Raw genomic sequence first — 12,399 nt, forward strand, 5'->3', positions numbered from 1 at the left:
GAGGCTCGCCGTCTGAGCAGCGGTATCCCCCCCCCCCGAGAGAGAGAGAGAGGGGGGCGTTAGAGATCGTCCTCCCCCGGCCCTCCCTCAAGGAAACCTCAACTGGCCCGGGAATCCGGTGAATTCCTTTCCGCCCAGGTCGGCCCCGGGCGGCCTGTTCCGCCTTACAGCCGGTTTACGCGCGTAACGGGCAGGATGGATGCGCACAGCCAGTGCTCACACACCTGCCCCGATCATGGGTGACGGGCCCAGAGGAAGGATCACGACGTGCGCGTACTCGTCGTCGAGGACGAGCAGCTGCTCGCCGATGCGGTGGCCACCGGACTGCGCCGGGAGGCCATGGCCGTCGACGTCGTGTACGACGGCGCCGCGGCGCTGGAGCGCATCGGGGTCAACGACTACGACGTGGTCGTCCTGGACCGGGACCTCCCGCTGGTCCACGGCGACGACGTATGCCGCAAGATCGTCGAGCTGGGCATGCCGACCCGCGTGCTGATGCTGACCGCGTCCGGCGACGTCAGCGACCGCGTCGAAGGCCTCGAACTGGGCGCGGACGACTATCTCCCCAAGCCCTTCGCCTTCAGCGAGCTCACCGCGCGCGTGCGGGCCCTCGGCCGGCGTACCACCGTGCCGCTGCCGCCCGTCCTGGAGCGCGCCGGGATCAAGCTCGACCCCAACCGCCGCGAGGTCTTCCGCGACGGCAAGGAGATCCAGCTCGCGCCCAAGGAGTTCGCCGTACTGGAGGTCCTGATGCGCAGCGAGGGTGCGGTCGTCTCGGCCGAGCAGCTGCTGGAGAAGGCCTGGGACGAGAACACCGACCCCTTCACCAATGTCGTGCGGGTGACCGTGATGACCCTGCGCCGCAAGCTCGGCGAGCCCCCCGTGATCGTCACCGTGCCCGGTTCCGGCTACCGGATCTGATCCCGGTGACCGCGACCCCCGCGCCTCCCGAGGCGCCTCCGAAACCGACCTGGGACCCGCGCGACCCGGTCCGCCCCCTGCTGCGCCCCACGATCCGGATACGCCTCACCCTGCTGTACGGCGGGATGTTCCTGATCGCGGGGATACTGCTGCTCTCGATCATCTATCTGCTCACCGCCCAGGCGCTGCAGGTCAGCGTCGGCGACCTGCCGTTCAGGATCGAGACGGGCCGGGTGCAGCCCACCACCTCCTGGTGCCAGCTGCCCGAGACGGGGACCGGCGAGCAGTTCAACCAGGCCGTCGCCAGCTGCCTCCAGCACCAGCGCGAGATGGCCCTGGACGACCTCCTGCGCCGCTCGCTGTTCGCGCTGCTCGGCCTGAGTGTCATCGCCTTCGCCTTCGGTTACGCGATGGCGGGCAGGGTCCTCTCGCCGCTCGGCAAGATCACCCGCACCGCACGTCAGGTGGCCGGCTCCGACCTCTCGCGGCGGATCGAGCTGGACGGCCCGGACGACGAGCTCAAGGAGCTCGCGGACACCTTCGACGAGATGCTGGACCGCCTGGAGCGCGCCTTCAGCGCTCAGCAGCGGTTCGTCGCGAACGCCTCGCACGAACTGCGTACCCCTCTCGCGATCAACCGCACGCTGCTGGAGGTCCACCTCTCCGACCCAGGGGTGCCCGCGGAGCTCCAGCAGCTCGGCAAGACGCTGCTGGCCACCAACGAGCGCAGCGAGCAGCTCGTGGAGGGTCTGCTGCTGCTCGCCCGCAGCGAGAACCAGATCGTCGAGCGCAAGCCGGTGGATCTGGCCGAGGTCGCCACGCGCGCGGTGGACCAGGTCCGCGCCGAGGCAGACGCCAAGGACGTCGAGATCCGCGGGGAGTGCGCGCCCGCCGTCGTCCAGGGCAATGGCGTCCTGCTGGAGCGGATCGCCCTGAACCTCGTGCAGAACGGCGTGCGCTACAACGTCCCGGAAGGGGGCTGGGTGGAGGTCACGACCGAGATCCAGCACAGCCAGGCGGTCCTGCTGGTCTCGAACACGGGGCCGGTGGTTCCCGCGTACGAGATCGACAACCTCTTCGAGCCCTTCAGACGGCTGCGTCAGGAGCGCACCGGCAGCGACAAGGGCGTCGGCCTGGGGCTTTCGATCGCCCGGTCGGTCGCCCGGGCTCACGGAGGCCGTATCATCGCGGAGCCTCGTGAGGGCGGTGGCCTCGTGATGCGAGTCACCTTCCCGGTCTGAGATGCTGACCGACGCGAATCGCTTCGTTCGCTTTACGCGGAATTTTCGGGACCCGTACCCGAGAGGGCCGTGTGGGATCGATCACAAAGGCGAATTTCAGGCCATCTACTCTCAGTGATCAAGACTCTTGCCGGAAAGCCGGGAAAAGTCCGGGTTTCCGGGGGTCGAGATCACGGGAAGTACACGGGGTGGCGCCCGTGAAGTGCGACATTCGGACCGTGTACGGTCCCGATCGCCATCCAGTCCGATCACTCTCGGGGGATCCGGTTGGGTGTCGATTGAGTAACAGACCTTGATGTGAGGCAAAATCTCCGCCTCGGGTCGGGCACAAGTCCGGCCTCTCACGCGTTACGTGCGCTGGAGACACCGCAGACACCCAGAGGGGGAGAGCGACATGGCAACGGACTACGACACCCCACGCAAGACCGACGACGACGTCGATTCGGACAGCCTTGAGGAACTGAAGGCCCGTCGGAACGACAAGACGACGTCGTCCGTCGACGTCGACGAATTCGAGCAGGCCGAGGGCCTGGAGCTGCCCGGAGCGGACCTTTCCAACGAGGAACTGTCCGTTCGCGTGCTGCCCCGGCAGGCGGACGAGTTCACCTGCATGAGCTGCTTCCTGGTGCACCACAGGAGCCAGCTCGCCCGCGAGAAGAACGGCCAGCCGATCTGCCGCGACTGCGACTGAGGTCCGGTCGGCCGTGGCAGGCGAGACACCGTCCGGGAAGCGGCGTTTCCGGCGTCAGAAACCGCCGGAGACGCACCGGGGCGGTACGGGCCCGGCGCAGGACGCGAAGGCGTCTGCCGAGCACTCGGCCGCCCTGCTGCCCCACGGCGCAGCAGACGAGGACGAGCGGGGCCGTGGGGCCTCGCTCGAAGCAGCCGGTCAGGCGGTGCCCACGACAAGGGCATCACGCCTGACCGCCGTGCGGCAGGGGGTCCACAAGGGCCGCGTGGGCGTCAGAGTGGCGCTCGCGTTCATGGCCGACCGGATCATTGAGAACGCACCACGCGTGCCGGTGCGTGATCTGGCGACCCTGCGCAAACAGTTCCCCGGACTCGGTCCGGAACAGCTCGCGGACAAGCTGGTCGCGGGCGCGGCGAACGGCACCTCAACCGTGGGTGCGGGTATCGGCGCGGCCGCGATGCTGCCCGTCCCCCCGGCGATGCCGGCCGAACTGGCCACGGAGATCATCAGCGTCGCCGCCATCGAGCTGAAGCTCATCGCCGAGCTCCACGAGGTCTACGGCATGCGGCCGCAGGGCACCCTCAGGGAGCGCAGCATCGCGTATCTGACCTCCTGGACGGAGGAGCGCGGGATCGACGTCAGGAAACCGGCGACGATCGATGTCGCGCTGGGCGGCCGGTTCAAGCGCGAGCTGCGGCAGCAGATCATGAAGCGCATGATCCGCAATCTGCCGAACCTGATTCCGTTCATGGTCGGCGCGGCCGTCGGCGCGGTGATGAACCGCCGTGACACCAAGAAGGTCGCGGACCGCATCCGCAAGGACCTGCGCAGCAGACAGATCCCCTGGGACGCGCTGCCCGCGCTCCCGCCGCTGGAACAGCCCGAGGACCCGCTGGAGGCGCTCCGGGCACCGCGCGAACTGGGCCCCTGACCCGGGTGGCCTCTCAGGCCGCGCGCACAGCCGTCAGCGCTGCAGCCAGCGCCTTCGGATTCCGGGTCGACAGATAGACGTACGGCGTCGGGTCGGCCGGGTCCGTGACCTCGATCCGCAGTGCCGTCGGCACATAGCTGCGCAGCAGCATGAAGGCCCGCGGGTCGGCCTTGTAGGAGCGCCAGGCGCGCGCTTCCTCCGCATCCAGCACCTCGGCCTCACCGAGCGCCGTGAGCGGGATCCGGGCCTCACCCGCGACCAGCGAGCCGGCCACCACCCGGATACGGACCGAGCCGTACGAACTCACCACGACGGCGGCCACCGCGGCGGCGCCGATCAGCCCGCCGAGCATCGGCAGGGGACCGAGCGGCAGCACGACGAGGCCGCCCGCGATTCCCACCAGGGCGGTGATGACCCACCACGAACGGGGCGCGGTCAGACGTTCTTCGTAGTGCGGGGCGGAAGGCTGCATGAATCCAAGCTTGGCACGGTGCGACCGGCGGGTAGCCGCGCGGGTAAGGTCTGGGCCTGTGAGTACTGCGAAATCCCGGGGGGCGGCCCCCGGTCCCTCGGCCCGGGCATCGGCTCTGACCCCTCCGGCCGATGCCGCACCGCCGGTACGGCATCCCGACGCCCCGGCCCCCGGTGAGCTCCTCGGCGCGCACTACGAACACTGCTTCGGCTGCGGCGATGGACAGCCCCACGGACTGCACCTGCAGGCGCGGGCCGGTGAAGGCGTGAGCATCACGGCCGAGTTCACCGTCAAGCCCGCCCACCAGGGCGCACCCGGCCTCGCGCACGGCGGCGTGCTGGCCACGGCGCTGGACGAGACGCTCGGCTCACTCAACTGGCTGCTGCGGACGATCGCTGTCACCGGCCGGCTCGAGACCGACTTCGTACGCCCCGTGCCCGTGGACACCGTGCTGCATCTGCAGGCCGAGGTCACCGCTGTCGCCAGGCGCAAGATCTACTCCAGTGCTGTGGGCCGGATCGGCGGCCCCGAAGGGCCCGTCGCCGTGCGCGCCAACGCCCTCTTCATCGAGGTCAAGGTCGACCACTTCATCGACAACGGCCGTCCGGAGGAGATCCAGGCAGCCATGTCCGACCCCGACCAGATCAGGCGCGCCCGCGCCTTCGAGGTGAACCCCTGATGCGCAACCCTGTCGATGTGCTGATCCGCCGTGTGGATCCCGAGGTGCCGCTGCCGTCCTACGCGCACCCGGGCGACGCCGGCGCCGATCTGGTGACCTGTGAGGCCGTCGAGATCGCCCCCGGCGAGCGGGTCGTTCTGCCGACCGGAGTGTCCATCGCGCTGCCCGACGGATACGCCGCCTTCGTGCACCCTCGTTCCGGCCTTGCCGCCCGCTGCGGAGTGGCCCTCGTGAATGCCCCGGGGACGGTGGATGCCGGGTACCGTGGGGAGATCAAGGTAATCGTGGTCAATCTCGACCCGCGCGAGAGTGTGCGGTTCGAACGGTTCGACCGGATTGCCCAATTGGTTGTCCAGCAGGTCGAGAAGGTGCGCTTCCACGAGGTGGCGGAGCTTCCCGGCTCGGCGCGGGCCGAGGGGGGCTTCGGGTCCACCGGCGGTCACGCCGTCGTGGACGGCTCAACGGGTGGGAATCGATACGCTTCGGTCGTATCCGACCGGGAAGGACAGTGACGTGTTCGGACGTCGCAAGAAGAGTGGTTCCGCCGGGGACGCGGCGGACGCAGCGGGCGAGGCCGAGCAGGTCGTCGACGAGCGCGACACGGAGTACTCCGACGAGGAAGGCAAGCCCCGCCGGGTGAACCTTCCGCCGGCGCCCCGGCCCGACGGCCCCTGGGACGTGTCCGAGGTGTCCAAGCCCGGCGAGGGCCGGGTCGATCTGGGCGGTCTTTTCGTGCCCGGAGTCGAGGGAATGGAGCTGCGCGTCGAGGTCGCGGGTGACGCGATCGTCGCCGCCACCGTCGTACTGCGCGACAGCGCCGTACAGCTGCAGGCCTTCGCGGCGCCCAAGAAGGAAGGCATCTGGGGCGAGGTCCGCGAGGAGATCGCCTCCGGCATCACGCAGCAGGGCGGCATCATCGACGAGGTCGAGGGCCCGCTCGGCTGGGAGCTGCGGGCGCAGGTGCCCGTACAGCTGCCGGACGGCACCGGCGGTGTGCAGCTGGTGCGCTTCGTCGGCGTCGACGGGCCCCGCTGGTTCCTGCGCGGAGTGATCTCCGGGCAGGGCGCGGTGCAGCCCCAGGCCGCCGGTCTGCTGGAGCAGATCTTCCGGGACACCGTGGTCGTACGGGGCGAGGGCCCGATGGCGCCGCGCGACCCGATCGTCCTCAAGCTGCCGGACGATGCCCAGATGGTGCCCGAGGGCGTCCAGCAGGAGGACCAGGAGAGCTCCCGCTTCTCCGGTGGCATGGGGCAGCTGCAGCGCGGCCCCGAGATCACCGAGGTGCGCTGACCCTTTACCGGGGACGCGCCGGCATTCAGCCTGCGGCCCGCGGTGGTTCCGGCTTCCGGACCGCCGCGGGCCGTTGTGCTGCCTGGGCGTCAGAATCGCGTCAATACGTACCTGAGGGGCGCCCCATGCCCTGAATGTCTGGATCTCTGGCCTTAGGGTCGACGCAGCGTACGCAGCTGAAACTGAAAGACAATGGGGCCATGGGACGCGGCAAGCTACGGATCTACCTCGGCGCGGCGCCGGGCGTCGGCAAGACGTACGCGATGCTGTCCGAGGCGCACCGGCGCGTGGAGCGTGGCACCGACTGCGTCGTGGGCTTCGTCGAGCACCACGGACGCGCCCGCACCGAAGTGATGCTGCACGGCCTCGAGCAGATTCAGCGCCGCGAGATCGAGTACCGCGGCACGGTCTTTACCGAGATGGACGTCGACGCGGTGCTGGAGCGCCGCCCGGCCGTCGCCCTGGTGGACGAACTGGCGCACACCAATGTGCCGGGCTCACGCAACGCCAAGCGCTGGCAGGACGTCGAGGAGCTGCTCGCGGCCGGTATCGACGTCATATCGACCGTCAACATCCAGCACTTCGAGTCGCTGGGCGACGTGGTGGAGTCGATAACCGGCGTACGGCAGCGGGAGACCGTCCCCGACGAGGTCGTCCGCCGTGCCGACCAGCTCGAACTCGTCGACATGTCGCCCCAGGCGCTGCGCCGTCGGATGGCCCACGGCAACATCTACACGTCGGACAAGGTCGATGCGGCCCTGTCGAACTACTTCCGCCCCGGCAACCTCACCGCGCTGCGCGAGCTGGCCCTGCTCTGGGTCGCCGACCGCGTCGACGAATACCTCCAGCAGTACCGCGGCGAGCACAACATCCGCACGACATGGCAGGCCCGCGAGCGCATCGCCGTCGGCCTCACCGGCGGACCCGAGGGCCGCACACTGATCCGCCGCGCCGCCCGCCTCGCCGAGAAGGGCGCCGGAGGCGAGGTGCTGGCGGTCTACATCGCCCGCAGCGACGGACTGACCTCCGCATCGCCCAAGGAACTCGCCGTCCAGCGCACCCTCGTCGAAGACCTCGGCGGCACCTTCCACCATGTCATCGGCGACGATGTCCCCTCCGCCCTGCTGGAGTTCGCGCGCGGAGTGAACGCCACCCAGATCGTGCTCGGCGCGAGCCGCCGCCCGGTGTGGCAGTACGCCTTCGGCCCCGGCGTCAGCGCCACCGTCGCCCGCGACTCCGGTCCCGACCTCGACGTACACATCGTCACGCACGACGCGGCGGGCAAGGGCCGCGGGCTGCCGGTGGCCCGCGGCGCCCGCCTGGGCCGCTCCCGGATCATCGCCGGCTGGATCACCGGCGTCGCCGGTCCCGTACTGCTGTCACTGCTGCTCACCAGCCTCGACGACGTCGGGCTCGCCAACGACGTCCTGCTCTTCCTCTTCCTGACCGTCGTGTCCGCGCTGCTCGGCGGGCTGCTGCCGGCGCTCGCCTCGGCCGCCGTGGGCTCGCTGCTGCTGAACTACTACTTCACCCCGCCCACCCACACCCTGACGATCAGCGACCCGAAGAACATCGTTGCCATCGTGATCTTCTTCGCCGTGGCCGTCGCGGTGGCCTCCGTGGTGGATCTGGCCGCCCGCCGCACCCATCAGGCCGCCCGGCTGCGCGCCGAGTCCGAGATCCTCTCCTTCCTCGCCGGGAGTGTGCTGCGGGGCGAGACCACGCTCGACGCCCTGCTCGAACGGGTCCGCGAGACCTTCTCCATGGAGTCCGTGGCGCTGCTGGAACGGCAGAGCGACGTCGACCCGTGGACCTGCGCGGGCAGCGCCGGCAAGAGCTCCGTCGTACGCCCCGAGGACGCGGAGGTGGACATGCCGGTCGGCGACCATATGGCGCTCGCGCTCTCGGGCCGGGTGCTGCCCGCCGAGGACCGCAGGGTGCTTGCCGCGTTCGCCGCCCAGGCCGCCGTCGTACTGGAGCGCCAGCGCCTGGTCGGACAGGCGGAGGAGGCCCGCAGGCTGGCCGAGGGCAACCGCATTCGCACCGCCCTGCTCGCCGCCGTCAGCCACGATCTGCGCACACCGCTCGCCGCGATCAAGGCCGCCGTCTCCTCGCTCAGGTCCGACGACGTGGCTTGGTCGGAGGAGGACGAGGCGGCACTGCTCGAAAGCATCGAGGACGGCGCCGACCGGCTCGACCATCTCGTCGGCAATCTCCTCGACATGTCCCGCCTCAGGACCGGCACCGTCACCCCGCTGATCCGGGTGACCGATCTCGACGAGGTCGTCCCGATGGCGCTCGTCGGGGTGCCGGTTCAGAGCGTGGAGCTGGACATACCCGAGACGCTGCCGATGGTGGCCGTCGACCGCGGACTGCTGGAGCGCGCCGTCGCCAACATCGTCGAGAACGCCGTCAAGTACAGCCCCGACGCCATGCCCGTCACGGTGGCGGCGAGCGCCCTCGGCGACCGGGTCGAGGTGCGCGTCGCCGACCGCGGCCCCGGCGTCCCCGATGACGCGAAGGAGCGGATATTCGAGCCGTTCCAGCGTTACGGTGACGCGCCGCGCGGAGCCGGAGTGGGCCTCGGTCTCGCGGTCGCCCGGGGCTTCGTCGAGTCCATGGGCGGCACCCTCACCGCCGAGGACACACCCGGCGGCGGGATGACGATGGTCCTCACCATCCGGGCAGCGCCGGGATTCGCGCCGGTCGGCCCCGATCTTCCCGCCCGGCTCATCTCATGACCGGGACGGCAGTGACAGTGTGGAAAGGCAGGCCCGCATGACCCGGGTGCTCGTGGTCGACGACGAGCCGCAGATCGTACGCGCCCTCGTGATCAACCTGAAGGCGCGCAAGTACGAAGTGGACGCGGCTCCCGACGGTGCGACAGCCCTCGAGCTGGCCGCGGCCCACCACCCCGACGTGGTCGTACTCGACCTCGGGCTGCCCGACATGGACGGCGTCGAGGTGATCAAGGGCCTGCGCGGCTGGACCCGTGTCCCGATCCTGGTCCTCTCGGCCCGTCACACCTCCGACGAGAAGGTCGAGGCGCTGGACGCCGGGGCCGACGATTACGTCACCAAGCCGTTCGGCATGGACGAGTTGCTGGCCCGGCTGCGGGCCGCGGTCCGCAGGGCCGAGCCGGTCGGCGGCGGGGAGGACGACCTGGTGATCGTCGAGACGGACGGCTTCACCGTCGATCTCGCGGCGAAGAAGGTCCACCGGGACGGGCGCGATGTGCGGCTCACCCCTACCGAATGGCATCTGCTGGAGGTGCTCGTACGCAACACCGGCCGGCTGGTCAGCCAGAAGCAGCTGCTCCAGGAGGTCTGGGGCCCCTCCTACGGCACCGAGACGAACTATCTCCGGGTCTACATGGCGCAGCTGCGGCGCAAGCTGGAGAGGGACCCCTCGCACCCCGAACACTTCGTCACCGAGCCGGGTATGGGATACCGCTTCGAGCGCTGATTCGGTGTCGGTGATGGCCGGTAGGCTTGACGCATGAGTGCCGTACCCCGTTCCGACAAGGCCGAGAAGCCGGCCGGCCGCTTCCGCCGCATGCTCGACCGACTGTCCAGCTCCCCGCAGGACCTCGAGTCCGAGGAGCTTCAGGAGGATGCGCAGGCATCGGGGTGTACCCGCATCGCGGAGTGCCACGACCGCCAGATAGTCCGGGTGACTGGTACCTTGCGCACCGTCACCCTGCGTCCGCGGGCCGGCGTGCCCGCGCTGGAGGCGGAGCTCTTCGACGGTACGGCCCCGCTGGACGTCGTCTGGCTCGGCCGCAGGTCCATCGTGGGCATCGAACCGGGCCGCAGGCTCATCGCCTCGGGCCGGATCTCCATGAGCCACGGCCGCCGGGTGCTGTTCAACCCCAAATATGAACTCCGACCGCTCGGACAGGAGTAGCCGGTGACGTCTCTCGACAAGCCGACCACCAAGACGAACGACCAGCAGCAGGACAGCGACGCCAAAGCAATCACGGAGGCGGCGCTGTTCGAGGCCTTCGGCGGCGTGCGCGGCATGGTGGAGACGGTCCTGCCCGGACTGCTGTTCGTCACGATCTTCACGGTCAACAAGAACCTGCACATCTCGGCGATCGCGGCGCTCGCCCTCTCGCTGCTGCTCGTCGCAGTCCGGCTGATCCGCAGGGACACCGTCAAGCACGCCTTCAGCGGCGTCTTCGGGGTGGCCTTCGGTGTCGTCTTCGCGATGATGACCGGCAATGCCAAGGACTTCTATCTGCCGGGCATGATCTACACCCTCGGCCTGGCCGCGGCGTACATCGTCACGACCATCGCGGGCGTCCCGCTGATCGGTCTGATCCTGGGTCCGGTCTTCAAGGAGAATCTCTCCTGGCGGACGCGGAATCCGGGCCGCAAGAAGGCGTACGCCAAGGCGAGCTGGGCGTGGGGGCTGATCCTGCTGGCCAAGTGCGCGATCCTCTTCCCGCTCTACTGGTGGGCCGACACCACCCAGCTCGGCTGGGTGCTGGTCGCTCTGAAGATCCCGCCGTTCCTGCTGGCCGTGTATCTGACCTGGGTCTTCCTGGCGAAGGCACCGCCGCCCATCGACGTCTTCGCGGAGATGGAGGCGGAGGAGCAGGCCGAGAAGGAGCGCAAGCGCGCCGCGGCCGCGCCCGAGGTGTAATCCGCGAGCCTCGCACGCAAGCGCCGGGCGGGCTCGGAATTCCGAGCCCGCCCGGCGCTTGCGTTCTGGGGTCCGGGGCGGCGCCCCGGAAGGGTCACGAGGCGCGTCGGACCGACAGCAGGTCTTCCAGCTGTTCCTCGCGCGCCTGCGCGGCCACGAACAGCAGCTCGTCGCCCGCCTCCAGCGTCTCCTCGGCGCCCGGCGTAAGCACCCGCGAGCCGCGGATGATCGTGACCAGCGAGGTGTCCTCGGGCCAGGCCACATCGCTGACCTGCGTACCGGCCAGCGCAGACTCCGGCGGCAGGGTCAGCTCGACCAGGTTCGCGTCGCCGTGGCTGAAGCGCAGCAGCCGTACGAGATCGCCGACACTCACCGCCTCCTCCACCAGTGCCGACATCAGACGCGGCGTGGAGACCGCGACATCGACGCCCCATGACTCGTTGAAGAGCCACTCGTTCTTGGGGTTGTTGACGCGGGCGACCACCCTCGGCACCCCGTACTCGGTCTTCGCGAGCAGCGAGACGACCAGATTCACCTTGTCGTCGCCGGTCGCCGCGATCACGACGTTGCACCGCTGCAGCGCCGCCTCGTCCAGCGACGTGATCTCGCACGCGTCGGCAAGCAGCCACTCCGCCTGCGGCACCCGCTCCACCGAGATGGCGGTCGGCGCCTTGTCGATCAGGAGCACTTCGTGCCCGTTCTCCAGCAGCTCACCCGCGATGGAACGGCCCACCGCACCGGCGCCCGCAATAGCGACCCGCATCAGTGACCGCCCTCCTCAGGGCCCTCGGCGAACGCCGCCTCGACCTTCTCGGTCTCGTCCGTACGCATCATCACGTGGACCAGATCGCCCTCCTGCAGAACCGTCTGCGACGTCGGCAGGACGGCCTCGCCCAGCCGGGTGAGGAAGGCGACGCGTACGCCCGTCTCCTCCTGCAGCTTGCTGACCTTGTGGCCGACCCAGGAGGCCGACGTGTGCACCTCGGCGAGCTGCACACCGCCGCTCGGGTCGCGCCACAGCGGCTCCGCGCCGGACGGCAGCAGCCGCCGCAGCATCTGGTCGGCGGTCCAGCGGACCGTGGCGACCGTCGGGATGCCGAGCCGCTGGTAGACCTCGGCGCGCCGGGGGTCGTAGATACGGGCCGCGACGTTCTCGATGCCGAACATCTCGCGGGCGACCCGCGCGGCGATGATGTTGGAGTTGTCGCCGCTGCTGACCGCTGCGAAGGCGCCGGCTTCCTCGATACCCGCTTCACGCAGGGTGTCCTGGTCGAAACCGACTCCGGTGACGCGGCGGCCGCCGAACCCGGAGCCCAAGCGGCGGAAGGCCGTGGGGTCCTGGTCGACGACGGCGACCGTGTGCCCCTGCTGCTCCAGGGTCTGCGCGAGAGCGGATCCCACTCGCCCGCATCCCATGATGACGATGTGCACGACCGTCCTTCCGGCTGTCCATGGTCCTGCTGAGACCTAACAGGGTCAGGGTCTCAGACCGCGGCCCAAGCTACACACGCGCGGTCCGCCCAGGGA

The 12,399-nt window shown here is 69.7% G+C and carries 14 protein-coding genes; 11 read left to right on the forward strand and 3 right to left on the reverse strand.

Annotated features, from left to right (window positions below):
* The first annotated feature begins 267 nt into the window (after positions 1-267).
* The 4 genes from OOK40_RS16625 (at position 268) to OOK40_RS16640 (ending at position 3,784) form a co-directional block, all read left to right on the forward strand.
* A complete protein-coding gene (locus OOK40_RS16625; protein ID WP_142213241.1) occupies positions 268-921 on the forward strand; it encodes a response regulator transcription factor in 654 nt (217 codons plus the stop codon).
* Positions 922-926: 5 nt separating this feature from the next.
* Positions 927-2,162: a HAMP domain-containing sensor histidine kinase gene (locus OOK40_RS16630; protein WP_266481841.1), complete on the forward strand. Its 1,236-nt coding sequence runs from the start codon at positions 927-929 to the stop codon at positions 2,160-2,162.
* A gap of 394 nt (positions 2,163-2,556) precedes the next feature.
* A complete protein-coding gene (locus OOK40_RS16635) occupies positions 2,557-2,853 on the forward strand; it encodes a DUF4193 domain-containing protein (RefSeq protein ID WP_142213239.1) in 297 nt (98 codons plus the stop codon).
* A 13-nt stretch (positions 2,854-2,866) separates the two neighbouring features.
* A complete protein-coding gene (locus OOK40_RS16640) occupies positions 2,867-3,784 on the forward strand; it encodes a hypothetical protein (protein WP_266481845.1) in 918 nt (305 codons plus the stop codon).
* A 13-nt stretch (positions 3,785-3,797) separates the two neighbouring features.
* On the opposite strand, the gene OOK40_RS16645 is transcribed toward OOK40_RS16640, so the two are convergent.
* Positions 3,798-4,256, reverse strand: a complete 459-nt coding sequence (locus tag OOK40_RS16645) for a DUF3093 domain-containing protein (RefSeq protein WP_266481848.1) — start codon at positions 4,254-4,256, stop codon at positions 3,798-3,800.
* 58 nt (positions 4,257-4,314) lie between these two features.
* Between OOK40_RS16645 and OOK40_RS16650 the strand changes: the two genes are divergently transcribed.
* The 7 genes from OOK40_RS16650 (at position 4,315) to OOK40_RS16680 (ending at position 10,872) form a co-directional block, all read left to right on the forward strand.
* Positions 4,315-4,935 carry a PaaI family thioesterase gene (locus OOK40_RS16650; protein WP_266481851.1) on the forward strand — a complete coding sequence of 207 codons (621 nt, stop codon included), beginning with the start codon at positions 4,315-4,317 and terminating at the stop codon, positions 4,933-4,935.
* Positions 4,935-5,447: a dUTP diphosphatase gene (gene dut / locus OOK40_RS16655; protein ID WP_266481855.1), complete on the forward strand. Its 513-nt coding sequence runs from the start codon at positions 4,935-4,937 to the stop codon at positions 5,445-5,447. Before OOK40_RS16650 ends, dut begins: the two co-directional genes overlap by 1 nt.
* Before the next feature lies 1 nt (position 5,448).
* Positions 5,449-6,225 (forward strand): DUF3710 domain-containing protein, encoded by a 777-nt coding sequence (locus tag OOK40_RS16660; protein WP_266481857.1) that lies wholly within the window; start codon positions 5,449-5,451, stop codon positions 6,223-6,225.
* Positions 6,226-6,425: 200 nt separating this feature from the next.
* Positions 6,426-8,966, forward strand: coding sequence for an ATP-binding protein (locus OOK40_RS16665; RefSeq protein ID WP_266481859.1), 2,541 nt, complete (start codon positions 6,426-6,428; stop codon positions 8,964-8,966).
* Positions 8,967-9,003: 37 nt separating this feature from the next.
* On the forward strand, positions 9,004-9,690 hold the full coding sequence (locus OOK40_RS16670) for a response regulator (RefSeq protein ID WP_266481861.1): 687 nt from the start codon (positions 9,004-9,006) through the stop codon (positions 9,688-9,690).
* Positions 9,691-9,723: 33 nt separating this feature from the next.
* The gene (locus tag OOK40_RS16675) at positions 9,724-10,131 is read left to right on the forward strand and encodes an OB-fold nucleic acid binding domain-containing protein (RefSeq protein WP_266481863.1); all 408 of its coding nucleotides are present in this window, start codon (positions 9,724-9,726) and stop codon (positions 10,129-10,131) included.
* A gap of 3 nt (positions 10,132-10,134) precedes the next feature.
* Entirely contained in the window at positions 10,135-10,872 is a 738-nt protein-coding gene (locus OOK40_RS16680; RefSeq protein ID WP_266481865.1) for a DUF3159 domain-containing protein, read from the forward strand.
* Positions 10,873-10,966: 94 nt separating this feature from the next.
* Here OOK40_RS16680 and OOK40_RS16685 read toward each other — a convergent pair whose 3' ends face one another.
* Together OOK40_RS16685 and OOK40_RS16690 are read right to left on the reverse strand one after the other, a co-directional pair.
* A complete protein-coding gene (locus OOK40_RS16685; protein ID WP_266481867.1) occupies positions 10,967-11,635 on the reverse strand; it encodes a TrkA family potassium uptake protein in 669 nt (222 codons plus the stop codon).
* Positions 11,635-12,303 carry a TrkA family potassium uptake protein gene (locus tag OOK40_RS16690; protein ID WP_266481868.1) on the reverse strand — a complete coding sequence of 223 codons (669 nt, stop codon included), beginning with the start codon at positions 12,301-12,303 and terminating at the stop codon, positions 11,635-11,637. Before OOK40_RS16690 ends, OOK40_RS16685 begins: the two co-directional genes overlap by 1 nt.
* Between the last annotated feature and the right edge of the window lie 96 nt (positions 12,304-12,399).

Origin of the sequence: Streptomyces sp. NBC_01481, from assembly GCF_026339995.1 — a bacterium.
GTDB lineage: Bacteria > Actinomycetota > Actinomycetes > Streptomycetales > Streptomycetaceae > Streptomyces.

Coding starts and splice junctions, on each gene's coding strand:
- OOK40_RS16670 (WP_266481861.1), top strand. CDS start 9,004: ATGACCCGGGTGCTCGTGGTCGACGACGAGCCGCAGATCGTACGCGCC.
- OOK40_RS16685 (WP_266481867.1), bottom strand. CDS start 11,635: ATGCGGGTCGCTATTGCGGGCGCCGGTGCGGTGGGCCGTTCCATCGCG.
- dut (WP_266481855.1), top strand. CDS start 4,935: ATGCGCAACCCTGTCGATGTGCTGATCCGCCGTGTGGATCCCGAGGTG.
- OOK40_RS16635 (WP_142213239.1), top strand. CDS start 2,557: ATGGCAACGGACTACGACACCCCACGCAAGACCGACGACGACGTCGAT.
- OOK40_RS16665 (WP_266481859.1), top strand. CDS start 6,426: ATGGGACGCGGCAAGCTACGGATCTACCTCGGCGCGGCGCCGGGCGTC.
- OOK40_RS16645 (WP_266481848.1), bottom strand. CDS start 4,256: ATGCAGCCTTCCGCCCCGCACTACGAAGAACGTCTGACCGCGCCCCGT.
- OOK40_RS16675 (WP_266481863.1), top strand. CDS start 9,724: ATGAGTGCCGTACCCCGTTCCGACAAGGCCGAGAAGCCGGCCGGCCGC.